Annotated in this window: 16 protein-coding genes; 8 read left to right on the top strand and 8 right to left on the bottom strand. The window is 57.0% G+C overall.

The window, feature by feature from the left end; all coding sequences use genetic code 11:
* Positions 1-16: 16 nt before the first annotated feature.
* The 3 genes from pyrH to rpsB form a co-directional block, all read right to left on the bottom strand.
* On the bottom strand, positions 17-742 hold the full coding sequence (gene pyrH, locus HMPREF3140_RS10445) for a UMP kinase (protein ID WP_002889306.1): 726 nt from the start codon (positions 740-742) through the stop codon (positions 17-19).
* A 150-nt stretch (positions 743-892) separates the two neighbouring features.
* A complete protein-coding gene (gene tsf / locus HMPREF3140_RS10440; protein ID WP_004151930.1) occupies positions 893-1,744 on the bottom strand; it encodes a translation elongation factor Ts in 852 nt (283 codons plus the stop codon).
* A 119-nt stretch (positions 1,745-1,863) separates the two neighbouring features.
* Positions 1,864-2,589 carry a 30S ribosomal protein S2 gene (rpsB, locus tag HMPREF3140_RS10435; protein WP_002889299.1) on the bottom strand — a complete coding sequence of 242 codons (726 nt, stop codon included), beginning with the start codon at positions 2,587-2,589 and terminating at the stop codon, positions 1,864-1,866.
* A gap of 322 nt (positions 2,590-2,911) precedes the next feature.
* Between rpsB and map the strand changes: the two genes are divergently transcribed.
* The 4 genes from map (at position 2,912) to HMPREF3140_RS10415 (ending at position 7,776) form a co-directional block, all read left to right on the top strand.
* Positions 2,912-3,706, top strand: a complete 795-nt coding sequence (gene map / locus HMPREF3140_RS10430; protein WP_011977676.1) for a type I methionyl aminopeptidase — start codon at positions 2,912-2,914, stop codon at positions 3,704-3,706.
* A 57-nt stretch (positions 3,707-3,763) separates the two neighbouring features.
* The gene (gene glnD, locus HMPREF3140_RS10425; protein WP_032410848.1) at positions 3,764-6,427 is read left to right on the top strand and encodes a bifunctional uridylyltransferase/uridylyl-removing protein GlnD; all 2,664 of its coding nucleotides are present in this window, start codon (positions 3,764-3,766) and stop codon (positions 6,425-6,427) included.
* A gap of 30 nt (positions 6,428-6,457) precedes the next feature.
* Entirely contained in the window at positions 6,458-7,282 is an 825-nt protein-coding gene (dapD, locus tag HMPREF3140_RS10420) for a 2,3,4,5-tetrahydropyridine-2,6-dicarboxylate N-succinyltransferase (RefSeq protein WP_002889295.1), read from the top strand.
* 107 nt (positions 7,283-7,389) lie between these two features.
* Positions 7,390-7,776: a DUF3461 family protein gene (locus tag HMPREF3140_RS10415; protein ID WP_002889292.1), complete on the top strand. Its 387-nt coding sequence runs from the start codon at positions 7,390-7,392 to the stop codon at positions 7,774-7,776.
* Between the two features lie 118 nt (positions 7,777-7,894).
* Here HMPREF3140_RS10415 and cdaR read toward each other — a convergent pair whose 3' ends face one another.
* The 3 genes from cdaR to dgt form a co-directional block, all read right to left on the bottom strand.
* Positions 7,895-9,052 (bottom strand): DNA-binding transcriptional regulator CdaR, encoded by a 1,158-nt coding sequence (gene cdaR / locus HMPREF3140_RS10410; protein ID WP_002889289.1) that lies wholly within the window; start codon positions 9,050-9,052, stop codon positions 7,895-7,897.
* 166 nt (positions 9,053-9,218) lie between these two features.
* Positions 9,219-10,652 (bottom strand): serine endoprotease DegP, encoded by a 1,434-nt coding sequence (degP, locus tag HMPREF3140_RS10405; RefSeq protein WP_004145870.1) that lies wholly within the window; start codon positions 10,650-10,652, stop codon positions 9,219-9,221.
* Positions 10,653-10,786: 134 nt separating this feature from the next.
* Positions 10,787-12,301, bottom strand: coding sequence for a dGTPase (gene dgt / locus HMPREF3140_RS10400; protein WP_004145871.1), 1,515 nt, complete (start codon positions 12,299-12,301; stop codon positions 10,787-10,789).
* Between the two features lie 83 nt (positions 12,302-12,384).
* Between dgt and mtnN the strand changes: the two genes are divergently transcribed.
* From mtnN to HMPREF3140_RS10385, 3 genes are read left to right on the top strand one after another with little or no spacing between them, the layout of a single operon-like run.
* The gene (gene mtnN, locus HMPREF3140_RS10395) at positions 12,385-13,083 is read left to right on the top strand and encodes a 5'-methylthioadenosine/S-adenosylhomocysteine nucleosidase (RefSeq protein WP_032410846.1); all 699 of its coding nucleotides are present in this window, start codon (positions 12,385-12,387) and stop codon (positions 13,081-13,083) included.
* Positions 13,076-13,876 (top strand): vitamin B12 ABC transporter substrate-binding protein BtuF, encoded by an 801-nt coding sequence (gene btuF / locus HMPREF3140_RS10390; RefSeq protein WP_070552978.1) that lies wholly within the window; start codon positions 13,076-13,078, stop codon positions 13,874-13,876. Before mtnN ends, btuF begins: the two co-directional genes overlap by 8 nt.
* Before the next feature lie 36 nt (positions 13,877-13,912).
* The gene (locus tag HMPREF3140_RS10385) at positions 13,913-14,536 is read left to right on the top strand and encodes a TRIC cation channel family protein (RefSeq protein ID WP_002889277.1); all 624 of its coding nucleotides are present in this window, start codon (positions 13,913-13,915) and stop codon (positions 14,534-14,536) included.
* A 71-nt stretch (positions 14,537-14,607) separates the two neighbouring features.
* Here the strand turns inward: HMPREF3140_RS10385 and erpA are convergent, their stop codons facing one another.
* Positions 14,608-14,952, bottom strand: a complete 345-nt coding sequence (gene erpA / locus HMPREF3140_RS10380) for an iron-sulfur cluster insertion protein ErpA (RefSeq protein ID WP_002889275.1) — start codon at positions 14,950-14,952, stop codon at positions 14,608-14,610.
* An 81-nt stretch (positions 14,953-15,033) separates the two neighbouring features.
* Positions 15,034-16,452: a H(+)/Cl(-) exchange transporter ClcA gene (gene clcA, locus HMPREF3140_RS10375; protein WP_004151932.1), complete on the bottom strand. Its 1,419-nt coding sequence runs from the start codon at positions 16,450-16,452 to the stop codon at positions 15,034-15,036.
* Positions 16,453-16,632: 180 nt separating this feature from the next.
* On the opposite strand from clcA, the gene hemL reads away from it, so the two are divergent.
* Positions 16,633-17,913, top strand: a complete 1,281-nt coding sequence (hemL, locus tag HMPREF3140_RS10370) for a glutamate-1-semialdehyde 2,1-aminomutase (RefSeq protein WP_002889272.1) — start codon at positions 16,633-16,635, stop codon at positions 17,911-17,913.
* Positions 17,914-17,986 lie beyond the last annotated feature (73 nt).

Raw genomic sequence — 17,986 nt, 5'->3', positions numbered from 1 at the left:
TTGGCGCTGACGGGAATTATTCCGTGATCAATGTGCCTTCTTTTTCGCCCATCACCACGCGACGCAGGGCGCCAGGTTTGTTCATGTTGAAGACGCGAATCGGTAATTTATGGTCACGCGCCAGGGTGAAGGCCGCCAGATCCATGACTTTCAGCTCTTTTTCCAGAACTTCGCTGTAGGTCAGCTGATCGTACATGGTGGCAGAAGGATCTTTTGCCGGGTCAGCGGTGAATACGCCGTCAACCTTAGTGGCTTTCAGCACCACATCGGCTTCAATTTCGATACCGCGCAGGCAGGCTGCGGAATCGGTGGTAAAGAACGGGTTGCCGGTACCAGCGGAGAGGATCACTACGCGGTTGTTGCGCAGCAGGCTGATCGCCTCTGCCCAGCTGTAGTTGTCGCATACGCCGTTCAGCGGAATGGCGGACATCAGACGAGCGTTCACATAGGCGCGGTGGAGCGCATCACGCATTGCGAGGCCGTTCATGACCGTTGCCAGCATGCCCATGTGGTCGCCCACAACGCGGTTCATACCCGCTTTCGCCAGACCAGCACCACGGAACAGGTTACCGCCACCAATTACTACGCCAACCTGAATACCCAGCTCAACCAGCTCTTTGATCTCCTGAGCCATGCGGTCAAGTATGCTTGCATCAATACCGAAGCCTTCTGAGCCCTGCAGCGCTTCGCCACTTAATTTCAGCAGAATACGTTTGTAGACGGGTTTTGCATTGGTAGCCATGTTTCTTTCCTGAGACTGTCAACGAATGAGATGTGATAATTCCGGCGACATTGTATGTCGCATTTCAGCGCGGCCACTATAAGCAGTTGGCTGAATTTACAAAATGGGCGCAAAAAGAAGCCGCCCTCAGGCGGCTCCTTTTTTTAAAAATTAAGACTGCTTGGACATCGCAGCAACTTCTGCTGCAAAGTCAGTCTCAACTTTCTCAATGCCTTCGCCCACTTCAAAGCGGATGAAGCCAGTCACGTCAGCGTTGTGCTCTTTCAGCAGCTGGCCAACAGATTTGCTCGGCTCCATAACGAAAGGCTGACCAGTCAGAGAAACTTCGCCGGTGAATTTCTTCATGCGGCCTTCAACCATTTTCTCTGCGATTTCTTTCGGCTTACCGGACTGCATCGCGATGTCCAGCTGAACCTGGTACTCTTTCTCTACCACTTCAGCAGACACGTCTTCCGGCTTAACGAATTCCGGCTTGCTTGCAGCAACGTGCATTGCCAGCTGCTTAACCAGCTCTTCGTCAGCGCCTTTAGCGGCAACCAGAACGCCGATACGCGCACCGTGCTGGTAGCTGCCCAGAACGTCGCCTTCCAGAACAGCGATACGACGGATGTTGATGTTCTCGCCGATTTTAGCAACCAGCGCAACACGTTCTTCTTCGAACTGCGCTTTCAGAACTTCAACGTCGGAGATTTTACCTGCAACAGCGGCGTCCAGTACTTTGTCGGCAAATGCCTGGAAACCACCATCTTTAGCAACGAAGTCAGTCTGGCAGTTAACTTCCAGAATGTAACCGTAGTTGCCTTCGATTTTGGTTTTGATCACGCCGTCAGCAGCCACGTTGCCTGCTTTCTTCGCCGCTTTGATCGCGCCGGATTTACGCATGTTTTCGATTGCCAGCTCGATGTCGCCATTCGCTTCAGTCAGCGCTTTTTTGCAATCCATCATGCCTGCGCCAGTACGTTCGCGCAGCTCTTTTACCAGGGAAGCGGTAATTTCAGCCATTCTAAAATCCTCGGGAGATGTGGATACTGCCCGGCCAACGGCCAAACAGCGTAAATTGAAAAAAGGGGCCGATAATGGGCCCCTATTCATACACGGTACTAATAAGGGCTTAAACCTTATTATTCAGCTTCTACGAAGCTTTCTTCCGCCTGAGAAGCCAGGTCCTGAGAGCGACCTTCACGAACGGTAGCAGCAACAGCGCCCAGGTACAGGCTTACTGCGCGGATTGCATCGTCGTTACCCGGGATAACGAAGTCTACGCCGTCCGGATCAGAGTTGGTATCAACGATAGCAAATACCGGGATGCCCAGGTTGTTTGCTTCTTTGATAGCGATGTGCTCGTGGTCAGCGTCGATAACGAACAGTGCGTCCGGCAGGCCGCCCATATCTTTGATACCGCCCAGGCTGTTTTCCAGCTTGTCCAGCTCACGAGTGCGCATCAGCGCTTCTTTCTTGGTCAGCTTGTCGAAAGTACCGTCCTGGGACTGAGTTTCCAGGTCTTTCAGACGTTTGATGGACTGACGAACGGTTTTCCAGTTAGTCAGCATACCGCCCAGCCAGCGATGGTTCACGAAGAACTGATCGCAGCTCAGAGCAGCGTCTTTTACCGCTTCGCTTGCAGCGCGCTTAGTACCAACGAAAAGGATTTTACCTTTACGAGCAGCGATCTTGTTCAGTTCAGCCAGAGCTTCGTTGAACATCGGTACGGTTTTCTCAAGGTTGATGATGTGAACTTTGTTACGCGCGCCGAAGATGAAAGGCTTCATTTTCGGGTTCCAGTAACGGGTCTGGTGACCGAAGTGAACACCAGCCTTGAGCATGTCGCGCATGGAAACAGTTGCCATGTTTAAAACCTCTATAGATTAAATTGGGGTTATGCCTCCACGTATCCCATATTACCGACCCCGAAGGGCACCCCGGAATATGTGCCGATACGTGTGTGTTATTACACAAAGTGAGCTATGTCGCTTACGTCCATCCTTGTGTATCTGAGATGGAACGGAAGTCCGGCGCGCTTTATACCACAAAATCCATCCAGACACCAACTCTTGTTGACGTCGCGTGCTGTTAATGATTCTCAGTTTGGCACCAGCCTGCCCGGACTGTTACCATTGACAGGACTTACTCTATTATTGTCGAAAATATCGACACTGCTGGACATACTCCATGGCTATCTCTATTAAGACATCTGAAGACATCGAAAAAATGCGCGTTGCCGGCCGCCTGGCCGCCGAAGTGCTGGAAATGATCGAACCCTACGTCAAACCGGGCGTCAGCACCGGCGAACTGGACCGCATCTGTAACGACTATATCGTTAACGAGCAGAAGGCCATTTCCGCCTGCCTCGGCTATCACGGCTATCCGAAATCCGTCTGCATTTCGGTCAATGAAGTGGTCTGTCACGGTATCCCTGATGACGGCAAGCTGCTGAAAGATGGCGATATCGTCAATATCGACGTGACCGTCATTAAAGATGATTTCCATGGCGATACCTCCAAAATGTTTATCGTCGGCAAACCGACGATTCTCGGCGAGCGCCTGTGCCGCATCACTCAGGAAAGCCTGTACCTGGCGCTGAGAATGGTGAAGCCAGGCATCAACCTGCGCGCGATCGGCGCGGCGATCCAGAAATTTGTGGAAGCCGAAGGTTTCTCCGTGGTGCGTGAGTACTGTGGCCACGGCATCGGCCGCGGGTTCCATGAAGAACCTCAGGTGCTGCACTACGATTCGCCGGAGACAAACGTCGTACTCAAACCAGGCATGACCTTCACCATCGAGCCGATGGTCAACGCCGGTAAAAAAGAGATCCGCAGCATGAAAGACGGCTGGACGGTGAAAACCAAAGACCGGAGCTTGTCTGCGCAGTACGAGCATACTATTGTGGTGACAGACAACGGCTGCGAAATTCTGACGCTACGCAAGGATGACACCATCCCGGCGATAATCTCGCACGATGAATGATGAAAAGCCGGCGCCCGCCGGCTTTTTTATTAGATAGTTTTTTCTTATGGTGACGCGATGAGCAACTCATTACCTGACACAGCCTCCCCTCTCCTGCCCGTCCCGCCGGAACACCCGGTGAGTTGGCCGCAGGGCGATCTGAACTGTGCCGCAATCAAGGCGCACATCGATACCTTCCAGCACTGGCTGGGCGAGACGTTTGACTCCGGCATCGTCGCGGAGCAGCTCATCGCGGCGCGCACCGAATTTATCGACCAGTTGCTGCAGCGATTATGGATCGCCTGCGGTTTTGAATCCGTCAGCGACCTGGCGCTGGTCGCCGTCGGCGGCTATGGCCGTGGCGAACTGCACCCGCTCTCAGACGTCGATCTGCTGATCCTCAGTCGTAAAAAACTGCCGGACGACCAGGCGCAAAAAGTCGGCGAACTGCTCACCCTGCTGTGGGACGTCAAGCTGGAGGTGGGCCACAGCGTACGCACCCTCGAAGAGTGCCTGCTGGAAGGTCTCTCGGATCTGACCGTTGCCACCAACTTAATCGAATCGCGCCTGCTGATCGGCGACGTCGCGCTGTTCCTTGAACTGCAAAAACATATTTTTAGCGACGGCTTCTGGCCATCGGAAAAGTTCTTCGCCGCCAAGGTCGAAGAGCAGAACGTCCGTCATCAGCGCTATCATGGCACCAGCTATAACCTCGAGCCGGACGTGAAAAGCAGCCCCGGCGGCTTGCGCGATATCCATACGCTACAGTGGGTGGCTCGCCGCCATTTCGGCGCCACCTCAATGGATGAGATGGTCGGCTTCGGCTTTCTGACCGAAGCCGAGCGCAATGAACTCAATGAGTGTCTGCATCAGCTGTGGCGCATCCGTTTCGCGCTGCATCTCGAACTCACGCGCTATGACAACCGTCTGCTTTTCGACCGCCAGCTCAGCGTGGCCCGCCGGCTAGGCTATGAAGGCGACGGCAACCAGCCGATTGAGCATATGATGAAGGACTTCTTCCGCGTTACCCGCCGGGTGAGCGAGCTGAATCAGATGCTGCTTCAGCTGTTTGAGGAGGCTATCCTCGCCCTGACCGAGGATGAAAAACCACGCCCGATCGATGATGATTTCCAGCTGCGCGGCACCCTTATCGATCTGCGTGACGACACGCTGTTTATTCGCGAACCGCAGGCCATTCTGCGCATGTTTTATATCATGGTGCGCAACAGCACCATCACCGGCATCTACTCAACGACGTTGCGCCATCTGCGCCACGCCCGCCGTCATCTCACCCAGCCGCTGTGCTATATCCCGGAGGCGCGCACGCTCTTTCTTAGTATGCTGCGCCATCAGGGGGCGGTAAGTCGCGGGCTGCTGCCGATGCATCGCCACAGCGTACTGTGGGCCTATATGCCGCAGTGGTCGCATATCGTCGGCCAGATGCAGTTCGACCTGTTTCACGCCTACACCGTCGATGAACACACCGTCCGGGTGATGCTCAAGCTGGAAAGCTTTGCCAAAGAAGAAACCCGCAGCCGCCACCCGCTGTGCGTGGAGCTGTGGCCGCGCTTAACGCACCCGGAGCTGATCTTAATTGCTGCCCTGTTCCACGACATCGCCAAAGGGCGCGGCGGCGACCACTCGATCCTCGGCGCGCAGGATGTGCTGAAGTTTGCCGAGCTGCACGGGCTGAACTCGCGCGAAACGCAGCTGGTCGCCTGGCTGGTGCGTCACCACCTGCTGATGTCGGTCACCGCCCAGCGGCGCGATATTCAGGATCCGGAGGTGATTAAGCAGTTCGCCGAGGAGGTGCAAACGGAAAATCGTCTGCGCTATCTGGTGTGTCTGACCGTCGCCGATATCTGCGCCACCAACGAAACCTTGTGGAACAGCTGGAAGCAGAGCCTGCTGCGTGAACTCTATTTCGCCACCGAGAAGCAGCTGCGTCGCGGCATGCAAAGCACCCCGGACATGCGCGAACGAGTGCGTCACCATCAGCTGCAGGCGCTGGCCCTGCTGCGGATGGACAATATTAATGAAGAGGCGCTGCATCAGATCTGGAACCGCTGCCGCGCCAACTATTTCGTGCGACATACGCCGACGCAGCTCGCCTGGCACGCCCGCAACCTGCTGCGCCACGATCTGAATAAACCGATGATCCTGCTGAGCTCGCAGGCCACCCGCGGCGGTACGGAGATTTTTATCTGGAGCCCGGATCGCCCTTACCTGTTCGCCGCGGTGTGTGGCGAACTTGACCGTCGCAACCTCAGCGTCCACGACGCGCAGATCTTCACCACCCGCGACGGTATGGCGATGGATACCTTTATCGTCCTTGAGCCCGACGGCAGCCCCCTTTCCGCCGACCGCCACGAGGCGATCCGCCAGGGGCTGGAGCAGACCATCACTCAGCGCAGCTGGCAGCCTCCGGCCCCGCGTCGTCAGGCGGCAAAGCTACGCCATTTTTCCGTGGACACCGAGGTGAATTTCCTGCCGACCCATACCGACCGAAAATCGTTTCTGGAGCTGATAGCGCTCGACCAGCCCGGGCTGCTCGCCCGCGTCGGGCAGGTGTTCGCCGACCTCGGGATATCGCTTCACGGGGCGCGAATTACGACAATTGGTGAGCGAGTAGAAGATTTATTTATAATCGCCACCGCCGACCGGCGTGCCCTTAATAATGAGCTGCAACAAGAAGTGCAACAACGGTTGACAGCGGCCCTCAATCCAAACGATAAAGGGTGACGTATTTTTTTTAGTGAATGGAAAGAAACAATGCAGCAGTTACAGAACGTTATTGAGTCCGCTTTCGAGCGTCGCGCCGACATTACGCCGGCTAATGTGGATACCGTGACCCGCGAAGCGGTTAACCAGGTTATCGCCCTTCTTGATTCCGGCGCGCTGCGCGTCGCTGAGAAGATCGACGGTCAGTGGGTGACGCATCAGTGGCTGAAGAAGGCGGTACTGCTCTCTTTCCGTATTAACGATAACCAGGTTATCGATGGTGCGGAAAGCCGCTACTTCGATAAAGTGCCGATGAAATTCGCTGACTACGACGAAGCGCGTTTTCAGAAAGAAGGTTTCCGCGTGGTGCCGCCGGCCGCCGTGCGCCAGGGCGCGTTCATCGCCCGCAACACTGTGCTGATGCCGTCCTACGTTAACATCGGCGCCTACGTTGACGAAGGCACCATGGTTGATACCTGGGCCACCGTCGGCTCCTGCGCGCAGATCGGTAAAAACGTGCATCTGTCCGGCGGTGTCGGCATCGGTGGCGTACTGGAGCCGCTGCAGGCGAACCCGACCATCATCGAAGATAACTGCTTCATCGGCGCGCGCTCTGAAGTGGTTGAAGGGGTGATTGTCGAAGAAGGCTCCGTCATCTCCATGGGCGTTTACCTCGGTCAGAGCACCAAAATCTACGATCGCGAAACCGGCGAAGTCTTCTACGGCCGCGTACCGGCTGGCTCGGTGGTGGTCTCAGGCAACCTGCCGTCGAAAGATGGTAAATACAGCCTATACTGCGCGGTGATTGTGAAGAAAGTCGATGCCAAAACCCGCGGCAAGGTCGGCATTAACGAACTGCTGCGCACCATCGACTAAAGCAAATAAAAAGCGGGAGATATCCCGCTTTTTTTATATTTGATGCTGGCGAAAATGGATTTTTTCGTTAATTATTCAATGGTTATGATGCTATCAAAGGTACCGTTATGTACGATAATCTGAAAAGTCTTGGCATTACCAACCCTGATGAGATCGATCGCTATAGCCTGCGGCAGGAAGCTAACAACGATATTCTGAAAATCTATTTTCAGAAAGACAAAGGCGAATTCTTCGCCAAGAGCGTGAAGTTCAAATATCCGCGTCAGCGCAAAACCGTCGTCGCCGACGGCGTCGGCCAGGGCTACAAAGAGGTCCAGGAGATCAGCCCCAATCTGCGCTACGTTATCGACGAGCTGGATCAGATCTGCCAGCGCGATCGCACTGAAATCGATCTCAAGCGTAAAATCCTCGACGATTTACGCCATCTGGAAAGCGTGGTCACCAATAAGATCAGCGAAATCGAAGCCGATCTGGAAAAGCTCACCCGTAAGTAAGAGCATCCCGGCGGCGCGTTGCCTGGCCGGGCTGGTGGTCTCTATCCACTCCAGACAGCATGCATCGTCCAGGCCGGGTATGGCGCGTCGCTGCCCGGCATTTTTTTGCCTCCACGTCTTAGCGTTGTTCGTCCAGCTGCAGCGCGATATACAGCAGCAGCCTGTCGTCAAAGCTACCGAGATCCAGGCCGGTCAGCTCCGAGATACGGTTCAACCGGTACTCCAGCGTATTGCGATGAATAAACAGCGCCTTTGACGTCGCCAGCGGCTGCACGTTATGGCGAAACCACGCCTGCAGCGTCCGCCGCAGCAGCCCGTTGTTGTCCATGGCCTTCAAACGCGCCAGCGGACGGGCCAGCTCATTGGCCTGCCAGCCGCCGCGCAGGCTGTCGAGCAGCACCGGCAGCATCAGATCCTGATAGAAATAACTGCGGCTCTCCGGCATCCGCTGCTTGCCAACCATCATCGTCGTCCGTGCGGTACGGTAAGAGCGGGCGATACTTCCTGGGCCGGTGAAGAAGTTGCCCAGCGCCACGCGAAAGCGCAGCTGGCCATTCTCTTTCATCCTGGCGATAAGCTGCTCGACGCGCCGGACGTGATCGTCAGCGTCCCAGCGGCCAAAGCTGTTCAGCGCCGGTTTCAGCACCACCATTTCCGTGAGCGAGACAATGGCCACCAGATTATTGCGATCGGGGGTGGTCAGCGCGTTCTGTAACTGTTGCAGTTCCGCCATCGCGCTGTCCACGCCGAGCTGACCGCTGTCTACCTCAATCATCGCCACCACGCGCGGCTGATTGAGATCGATGCCTAAACGCTGAGCCCATTCGTTCAGCGCCGGGGTATGCTCTTCCGCCTGAATCAGGTTCATCACCAGCTCTTCGCGCAGACGGCTGTCCTGGGCCAGGAGATGCATCAGCCGCGACTGCTCCAGCATCATCTCTGCTGTCATGCACACCAGCTCGCCATATTTTCGCAGCGACTCCGGCTCGCCGGTCAGGCCGATCACCCCGACGATCTCCCCCTCCAGGCGCAGCGGCAGGTTAATCCCCTGGCGAACCCCGTGCAGATGGCGAGCGACCGCGTCGTCGATATCCACCACCCGCCCCTGGGAGAGGACCAGCAGCGCGCCTTCGTGCAATTCACCAATCCTTTCCCGATCGCCGCTGCCGATGATCCGCCCGCGGGCATCCATCACGTTGATATTGGTATCGATGATGCGCATGGTCCGCGCCACAATATCCTGCGCCATTTTGGTATCAAGATGCCAGCCAGCCATGTAGTCCTCCCCTTTGCTGGGCACCAGCATAAAAGAGTCATCGTCGCGCTGCATTGTGCATTTGCACTAAGCCGGGGTGAGATATGTGGAGTTGTGGGGGCGGTCACAGAACGAAAAAAGCCCCTGCCCTCGGCGAGGGAAGGGGCTGGGAAGCGAGTGCTGGCGGTTACTGCAACAGCAGATAGATAGAGGCGTCGCCGCGCTGAATGTTCAGCGCCAGTACGGACGGTTTGGCGTCGAAGATTTTCCGCAGATCGGCGATGTTTTTCACCGGCTGCTGATTCGCCCCGACGATGACGTCGCCTTTCTTGAGGCCAATCTGTGCCGCCGGGGTACCGGCTTTCACATTATTGACCACCACGCCCTTATCCTGACCCTTATTGCTCATTTCCGCCCCTTCAATCCCGTTGAAGATAGTGCTGGAGTCAACCTGGGTCTGGTTGCTCTGCTGCAGTTCGACGGTCACGGTCACCGGTTTGCCGTCGCGCAGCAGACCAAGCTCAACTTTGCTGCCGATAGGCATGGTGCCGACCTGGGCACGCAGCGCGGCGAAGCTGCTGATCGCTTTCCCGTTGAGGGAGGTGATAACATCGCCGGCTTTAATGCCCGCTTTCGCGGCCGCCGAACCTGGCATTACCTGGCTGACGAAGGCCCCGCGCTGGGCATCGACTTTCATCGCTTTCGCCAGCTCAGAGTTCAGTTCGGTGCCCATAATGCCGAGCTCACCGCGTTTCACCTGGCCATATTTCACCATCTGCTCGGTCAGGTTTTTCACCATGTTGCTCGGGATAGCAAAACCGATACCGATGTTGCCGCCGTCCGGCGCCAGAATGGCGGTGTTGATACCGATCAGCTCGCCGTTGAGGTTCACCAGCGCACCGCCGGAGTTCCCGCGGTTAATCGCCGCATCGGTCTGGATAAAGTTTTCGTAGTTTTCCACGTTGAGGCCGCTACGGCCCAGCGCGGAGACAATCCCGGAGGTCACGGTTTCGCCCAGACCGAACGGGTTGCCGATAGCCACGGTGTAATCACCGACGCGCAGCGCATCGGAGTCGGCAAGCTTAATCGCCGTCAGATTTTTTGGATCCTGAATCTGAATCAGCGCGATATCAGAGCGCGGATCTTTGCCGACGACTTTGGCATCAAACTTACGGCCATCGCTCAGCTGAACCTTAATCGTGGTGGCGTTGTCCACGACGTGGTTGTTGGTCACCACATACCCTTTGGCGGCATCAATGATGACGCCGGAGCCCAGCGCCATAAATTTCTGCTGCTGGCCGCCGTCAGGCTGACCGCCCTGTCCGCCGCCCTGGCAAAACGGCGAACTCTGGAAAGGAGACCCATCCTGGCAGAACGGCGAATTATCGCCAAAGAACTGCTGGAAGTTACGTGGCATCCGTGGGGTATTAACGGTGGTGCTACCTTCAACGTTAATGCTCACCACCGACGGCATCACCTTCTCCAGCATCGGGGCCAGGCTTGGCATCTGCTGTGCATTAGTGGCCGAAGATGCCGTTTCTGCCGCGCTCGCAGAGAGCGGGGACAACGCCAGACCTAAACTCAGAGCCAGTGCACTCATTGCTAACGTGGTTTTTTTCATCAGTTTCAATCTCAATATCAGGTAACGAAAGTTGCTGTGTACGTGACTATCAGAGTCATTTTATAACGCTAAGTTCCGGAATTAAGTTTCTGGAAAAAGTAAAAATTTATTGTCCATCTTTACAAAACTCCAGCCTATTCCACCGCCATGAGTCGCCGATATTCATCCCACGCATACAAATCCGTCATCCCGCTGATATAGTCCTGAATCAGACGGCAGCGATAATAGTATTCCATCAGCGCAAATTCGGGCGCCGTACGCGCCAGTTTATTTACCGCTTCAACATAGGCCAGCCGGTGACGGGTCGAAAGTTTCTGATACAGCCGGGAGGCAATGGGTAAACGTCGTACCCGCTCCTGCGCTACTAATTCGCTGAAATCCTCCAGCGATAATTTCAGCAGCGGCTGATAGATATCCAACAGGCCGCTGATCACCCGGTAGCCCTGCAATTCCAGCTGCTCAACATCCGGATGGCTAAAGACCTGTTTCATCGCCACATTTTTATAGAGCTCCAGTAGCTGACTGCAATCGCTGTCGTCCTCCAGCAACGCATGATTAAAGTCCCCCGTGAAGATTGCCGGCAGGTTGTCAATAAATCGGCGCGCCGCGTAGGGCACCAGCTTATTCAGCGTATTCACCCGCAAATACATAAAAAACTGATCTTCCGCGCTCTGCTTCAGATAATTGGCTCGCGATTTCTCCCAGGCATTTTCTACTACCTGCGAAAATAACGAGCCTTTTTCATGACTGCCCCAGGCGTCGTAAAGATGCTGATAGAGCTGTTCTGCGCTAAAAATACGTTTTTCCACCGCGTCCTCGAGATCCGCGACGCAATATGAGATGTCATCCGCAGCCTCCATAATCCAGGTTAATGGAAACCGATTGTAAGGCGCGAGATCCAGTTCTTTACGCAAACGCGCGACATACTCTTCTTCGGCTAAATAATAGCCAGGTTTCTTCATTAAATAACTGTGGCTGGCCGGCGTCTCCTCAGACCACCACGCCGGACGAGTATATTTCAGGATACATCCCACCTGCGCCCAGGTCAGGTTCATACGCATTAGCGTATGGACCAGACGAATGCCCTGCGCGTTGCCCTCAAAGCTGCAGAGATCCTGGCGCACTTTACGGCGCAGCGCATTAAGCGATGTCTCTCCGTCATGCAGGCGTAAGGCCTGCACTTCGCAGCGATCGTCGGTCAGCGGCTGCCCGAGCGCATCGCCGGGCGCCAGGCGCTGACGGAACCAGTCGTTAATCGCCGCTTCGCCAAAATGGCCAAACGGGGGATTGCCGATATCGTGCATCAGGCAGGCCATCTCCACCACGCTCTCGAATGGCCCGGTCAGCTCTTCCAGGCCATACTCTTCCAGCAGCCTCAGCTCTTTCAGCCGGCTCAGCACCTCTTTGGCGATATAGCGCCCCACCTGCTGCACCTCCAGCGAGTGGGTCAGGCGAGTGCGCACCGCCGCGTTGCGCTCGAGCGGGAAGACCTGAGTTTTTTGCTGCAGGCGGCGGATTGCCGGCGAGTTGACGATCCGTCCCCGATCGCTTTCAAAGATCCGCAGGATGTCGCGCTCCGTCTCCACCCGCGGCGGCGAACGGAAGCGTCGACGCCAGTTTATCTTGTTGCGAAAATCAATCTTTGCCATAGCCTCTCCCGCGCGAGCAATACGCTTCCCCTTAAGCGCATGATAGACTATGCAACTAAACCTGACACATCGCGAGTAAATCTATGAAAATTGGCATTATTGGCGCTATGGAAGAGGAAGTTACCCTTCTGCGCGACAAAATCGAAAACCGCCAGACCATCACCATTGGCGGAAGCGAAATCTATACCGGCCAACTTCACGGCGTTGACGTCGCTCTGCTGAAGTCTGGTATCGGAAAAGTAGCGGCGGCGATGGGCGCGACCCTGCTGCTGGAGCGCTGCCAGCCTGACGTGATCATTAATACCGGTTCTGCCGGCGGCCTGGCGTCGACGCTGAAGGTCGGCGATATCGTCGTCTCCGATGAAGCGCGCTACCACGACGCCGACGTCACCGCCTTCGGCTATGAATACGGCCAGCTCCCTGGCTGCCCGGCGGGTTTTAAGGCGGATGAAAAACTGGTGGCCGCCGCAGAGAACTGCATTAAAGCGTTAGATCTCAACGCCGTTCGCGGCCTCATCGTTAGCGGGGATGCCTTCATTAACGGCTCTGTCGGTCTGGCGAAGATCCGCCATAATTTCCCGCAGGCGATCGCCGTGGAAATGGAAGCGACCGCCATCGCCCACGTCTGCCATAACTTTAAGGTTCCTTTCGTGGTGGTTCGCGCTATCTCCGACGTGGCCGACCAGCAGTCCCACCTCAGCTTTGAGGAGTTCCTTGCGGTCGCCGCCAGACAGTCCACCCTGATGGTGGAGAATCTGGTACAGAACCTGGCACGTGGCTAAGTCGCTATCCTTCGCGCTTGCCGCGCTGCTGTTACTCGCCCCGGCGTGGCTGCTGGCCGCGCCGCGGGTGATCACCCTCTCCCCCGCCAATACCGAACTGGCCTTTGCCGCCGGGATCACGCCGGTCGGCGTCAACAGCTATTCCGATTATCCTTCGCAGGCCAAAACGATCGAACAGGTTGCCAGCTGGCAGGGAATGAACCTGGAACGCATCGTGGCGCTCAAGCCAGACGTGGTGCTGGCCTGGCGCGGGGGCAATGCCGAACGCCAGGTTAACCAGCTGCAGTCTCTGGGTATTCATGTCCTGTGGGTACAGACCTCGACCATAGAAGAGATCATCGCTACCCTGCGTGAGCTGGCGCAGTGGAGCCCGCAGCCGGAAAAAGCACAGCAGGCGGCGCAGGCGATGCAGCAGGAATACGATGCGTTGAAAGCGCGCTATGCCAACGCGCCGAAGAAACGCGTCTTCCTGCAGTTCGGCTCCGCACCGCTGTTCACCAGCGGCCCCGGTTCGATTCAGGATCAGGTGCTAAGGCTTTGCGGCGGCGAGAATATCTTCGCCACCAGCCGCGTTCCCTGGCCGCAGGTGAGCCGCGAACAGGTGCTGGCCCGCCAGCCGCAGGCGATCGTGGTCACCGGGGATGCCAGCCGCATTGCCGAAGCGCAGCGCTTTTGGCAACATCAGCTCACCATTTCGTTGATTGCGTTACACAGCGACTGGTTTGAACGCGCCGGCCCACGTATTATCCTCGCCGCCAAACAACTTTGTGCGGCGCTTGACCAGGTAAAATAATCATCCGGCACACCGGATGTTCAGTGGGAATCAACGATGCTTGTCTATTGGCTGGATATTATTGGCACAGCTGTCTTCGCGATCTCCGGCGTACTGCTGGCCGGAAAACTGCGTATGGACCCATTCGGCGTGCTGGTGTTAGGGGTAGTGACGGCGGTAGGCGGCGGGACCATCCGCGACATGGCGCTGGCGAATGGCCCGGTATTCTGGGTCAAAGATCCCACCGATCTGGTGGTGGCTATGGTCACCAGCATGCTGACCATCCTGCTGGTCCGCCAGCCTCGCCGGCTGCCGAAATGGATCCTGCCCGTTCTTGATGCCGTCGGTCTGGCGGTGTTTGTCGGCATTGGCGTCAATAAAGCTTTTCTCGCTGGCAGCGGCCCGCTGGTCGCGGTGTGCATGGGGGTGGTGACCGGCGTCGGCGGCGGGATTATTCGCGACGTGCTGGCGCGGGAAATTCCTATGATTCTGCGTACCGAAATCTACGCCACCGCCTGTATCGTCGGCGGTATTGTCCACGCCACGGCACACGACACCTTTCATCTCCCGCTGGAGAATTCGGCAATGATGGGGATGGTGGTCACCCTGGTAATTCGTCTGGCGGCTATTCGCTGGCATCTGAAGCTGCCGACGTTTGCCCTGGACGATAACGGTCGGTAATAAAAGCAAAACGGTAACCTTAAGGTTACCGTTTTTAGGGTTTGCTCCCTCCCGCTGGGGGAGAACTCGCTTTAAACGCTGAACGAGGAGCCGCAGCCGCAGGTGCTTTTCGCGTTCGGATTGGTCACGATAAAGCGCGAACCTTCCAGCCCTTCGGTATAGTCGACCGAGCCGCCGACCAGATACTGCAGGCTCATCGGGTCAACCACCAGGCCGACGCCCTGTTTCTCAATGGTCATATCCCCTTCGTTCACCTGATCGTCAAAGGTGAAGCCATACTGGAAACCACTGCAACCGCCGCCGGTGATATACACGCGCAGTTTCAGGTTCGGATTATCTTCATCCGCAATCAGGTGTTTTACTTTATTGGCTGCGGCTTCGGTAAACTCCAGCGGCAACGCTACGTCATCACTCATTTTCTGCTCCCATTGATACTTCCGGCCGGTTAAAGAATAACCGGACCTTTTGAGCCATTATCTAATACCCTGGTAAATCGTTCAAGTATTCTCCCGGGGAGCCTGCTGCGCTTTTGCCGCCTGCTCGGCTTCCTGCTTCGCCAGAGTACGCTGCAGAATGGTCGAATACAAAGGCTTACCGCCGAGGAATTGCGCCAGTAGTGTTGCGCCAAGGCAGGTAATAATCATTGGCAAAATGAGCTGATAGTTATCGGTCATCTCCAGCACCAGCACGATCCCGGTCAGCGGCGCACGCACCGAGGCGGCGAGCAGCGCCCCCATGCCGGCAATCGCGAAGGTGCCGGCATCGAGATGGTAGGCCGGAAACAGCGGAATAGCCGCCATGCCGAACGCCGTGCCCAGCAGCGTGCCGAGCGCCAACATAGGCGCGAAAATCCCCCCTGGCGCGCCGGAAGAGAAGCAGATCAGCGTGGTCACCACGCGGGCAATAAAGATAAACAGCAGCAGTCCGACGGAGAAGTTACCGGCAGCGGCGATAGGGATCAAGTTAAAGCCACCGCCCACCGCGGAGGGCTGCATCAGCCCCAGCAGACCGCAGAGCCCGCCGATTAATCCGCCAATCAACACCCATTTTTTGATGTTGCCGCCGTGGATGCGCTGGAACAGATCCTGAGTGCGCAGCACCAGAAAATTAAACAGCGGGCCAAAGCAGCCAAACAGCATGCCCAGCACCAGATACAGCCATAGGGTATTTACCGGGGCGTTGCTTAGTTTACCCACCTCAATGATCGCCGCTTCGCCGTTGAAAATGCGAAACACAATGCTCGACATGATCACGCCGGTAAACACCGCTTTAATGGAGATCAGGTTGTAGCGGAACTGCGGGCGCATCTCTTCGATGATAAACAGAATACCGGCCAGCGGCGCATTAAAGGCCGCCGAAAGCCCCGACGCCGCACCGGTCGCCAACAACGTATGCCGCGCTTCCGGACTGCGCATGCGGAAAACGTCCAGCACCATGCGCCCAATGTTGCCGCCAAGCTGTACCATCGGTCCTTCACGACCCAGCACCATCCCGGCGCCAAGGGTCCCCATGCCGCCAACGAATTTCACCGGCAGCACGCGCCACCAGCGCACCGGCCGCAGCTCCTCCAGCGCGCCCTCAATTTCCGGAATCCCGGAGCCGCCGGCCTCCGGCGCAAAACGACGCACCAGAAAATAGCCGACCATCGCCAGCAGCGCCGACAGGATAAACGCCAGCGGCCAGACCAGATACCAGTGGTCCGCCACCTGCGCCAGCGCGCCGATCCGCTGGTTCTGCACCCAGTTCACGCTCTTTTCAAAGGCGACGCCCACCAGCCCCGCCAGCGTGCCGACCACTGCCGCCATAAACAGCACCGCCAGCGGCGTTTTATCGCGTTGAATCAGACGGCGCACCGCATCGCCGCGACGCACCCGCACAAACTGATGTGCTTCAAAAGAGGGAGTTTCTGCTTTCATGCCGTTATCAATTATTGGTAATACAAATGAAGAGAGCGGCATTTTAGCCGTCCCGGCGCGCTGCGTCGTCAAAAAAATGCCCTTGCGGCACATTGTTTCAATTGGGCAAAACTTTCATAACCATCCTGGAATAACTTAGAATAGCCGATAAAACATTTTTCACGAACCAGGACCCTGGCCATGAGCAAATCTGAAAATCTGTACCACGCTGCGCGCGAACTGATCCCCGGCGGCGTTAACTCGCCGGTGCGCGCTTTCACCGGCGTCGGCGGCACACCGCTGTTTATCGAACGCGCGGATGGCGCTTACCTCTATGACGTGGATGGGAAAGCCTATATCGATTATGTCGGTTCCTGGGGTCCGATGGTGCTGGGCCACAACCACCCGGCTATCCGCAATGCGGTGATCGAGGCGGCATCCCGCGGCCTGAGCTTTGGCGCGCCGACCGAAATGGAAGTGAAAATGGCGGCCCTGGTGACCGAGCTGGTGCCGACCATGGATATGGTGCGGATGGTGAACTCCGGTACCGAAGCCACCATGAGCGCCATTCGCCTGGCGCGCGGCTTCACCGGACGCGACAAAATCATTAAGTTCGAAGGCTGCTACCACGGCCATGCCGACTGCCTGCTGGTGAAAGCCGGTTCCGGCGCGTTGACCCTCGGCCAGCCGAACTCGCCGGGCGTCCCGGCCGATTTCGCCAAACATACCCTGACCTGCACTTATAACGACCTCGCCTCGGTGCGCGCGGCGTTCGAGCAGTATCCGCAGGAGATCGCCTGCATCATCGTCGAGCCGGTGGCCGGAAATATGAACTGCATTCCGCCGCAGCCGGAATTCCTGCCGGGCCTGCGCGCCCTGTGCGACGAATTTGGCGCCCTGCTGATTATCGACGAAGTGATGACCGGCTTCCGCGTGGCGCTGGCAGGCGCTCAGGCTTACTACGGCGTGGAGCCGGATCTGACCTGTCTGGGGAAAATCATCGGCGGCGGGATGCCGGTAGGCGCCTTCGGCGGCCGCCGTGAGGTGATGGACGCTCTGGCGCCCACCGGTCCGGTCTATCAGGCGGGCACCCTCTCCGGCAACCCGATCGCCATGGCGGCTGGCTTCGCCTGCCTGAACGAAGTGGCGCAGCCGGGGGTCCATGAAACCCTGACTGAACTGACTAACCAGCTGGCGCAAGGCCTGCTGGACGCGGCGCGTGACGCCGGGATCCCGCTGGTGGTCAATAACGTCGGCGGCATGTTCGGCATCTTCTTTACCGATGCCGAAACCGTCACCTGCTATCAGGACGTGGTGAAGTGCGACGTTGAACGCTTCAAGCGCTTCTTCCATCTGATGCTGGAGGAAGGCGTGTACCTGGCGCCGTCAGCGTTTGAGGCCGGCTTTATGTCCGTGGCCCACAGCGAAGAAGATATCGACAACACCATCGACGCCGCGCGCCGGGTATTTGCCAAGCTGTAAGGTGCTTGAATGCCTGGTGGCGCAGGGATTTTCCCGGAGGAGGCGCATTGCGCCTTATCCGGGCTACCAAATC

Source organism: Klebsiella sp. HMSC16A12 (genome assembly GCF_001808265.1).
Lineage (GTDB): Bacteria > Pseudomonadota > Gammaproteobacteria > Enterobacterales > Enterobacteriaceae > Klebsiella > Klebsiella pneumoniae.
This window is presented reverse-complemented; position numbering and strand designations above follow the sequence as displayed.

What these genes read in the sequence shown, in the direction of transcription:
- pyrH (WP_002889306.1), bottom strand. Translation starts at nt 742, where the DNA reads ATGGCTACCAATGCAAAACCCGTCTACAAACGTATTCTGCTGAAATTA.
- tsf (WP_004151930.1), bottom strand. Translation starts at nt 1,744, where the DNA reads ATGGCTGAAATTACCGCTTCCCTGGTAAAAGAGCTGCGCGAACGTACT.
- rpsB (WP_002889299.1), bottom strand. Translation starts at nt 2,589, where the DNA reads ATGGCAACTGTTTCCATGCGCGACATGCTCAAGGCTGGTGTTCACTTC.
- map (WP_011977676.1), top strand. Translation starts at nt 2,912, where the DNA reads ATGGCTATCTCTATTAAGACATCTGAAGACATCGAAAAAATGCGCGTT.
- glnD (WP_032410848.1), top strand. Translation starts at nt 3,764, where the DNA reads ATGAGCAACTCATTACCTGACACAGCCTCCCCTCTCCTGCCCGTCCCG.
- dapD (WP_002889295.1), top strand. Translation starts at nt 6,458, where the DNA reads ATGCAGCAGTTACAGAACGTTATTGAGTCCGCTTTCGAGCGTCGCGCC.
- HMPREF3140_RS10415 (WP_002889292.1), top strand. Translation starts at nt 7,390, where the DNA reads ATGTACGATAATCTGAAAAGTCTTGGCATTACCAACCCTGATGAGATC.
- cdaR (WP_002889289.1), bottom strand. Translation starts at nt 9,052, where the DNA reads ATGGCTGGCTGGCATCTTGATACCAAAATGGCGCAGGATATTGTGGCG.
- degP (WP_004145870.1), bottom strand. Translation starts at nt 10,652, where the DNA reads ATGAAAAAAACCACGTTAGCAATGAGTGCACTGGCTCTGAGTTTAGGT.
- dgt (WP_004145871.1), bottom strand. Translation starts at nt 12,301, where the DNA reads ATGGCAAAGATTGATTTTCGCAACAAGATAAACTGGCGTCGACGCTTC.
- mtnN (WP_032410846.1), top strand. Translation starts at nt 12,385, where the DNA reads ATGAAAATTGGCATTATTGGCGCTATGGAAGAGGAAGTTACCCTTCTG.
- HMPREF3140_RS10385 (WP_002889277.1), top strand. Translation starts at nt 13,913, where the DNA reads ATGCTTGTCTATTGGCTGGATATTATTGGCACAGCTGTCTTCGCGATC.
- erpA (WP_002889275.1), bottom strand. Translation starts at nt 14,952, where the DNA reads ATGAGTGATGACGTAGCGTTGCCGCTGGAGTTTACCGAAGCCGCAGCC.
- clcA (WP_004151932.1), bottom strand. Translation starts at nt 16,452, where the DNA reads ATGAAAGCAGAAACTCCCTCTTTTGAAGCACATCAGTTTGTGCGGGTG.
- hemL (WP_002889272.1), top strand. Translation starts at nt 16,633, where the DNA reads ATGAGCAAATCTGAAAATCTGTACCACGCTGCGCGCGAACTGATCCCC.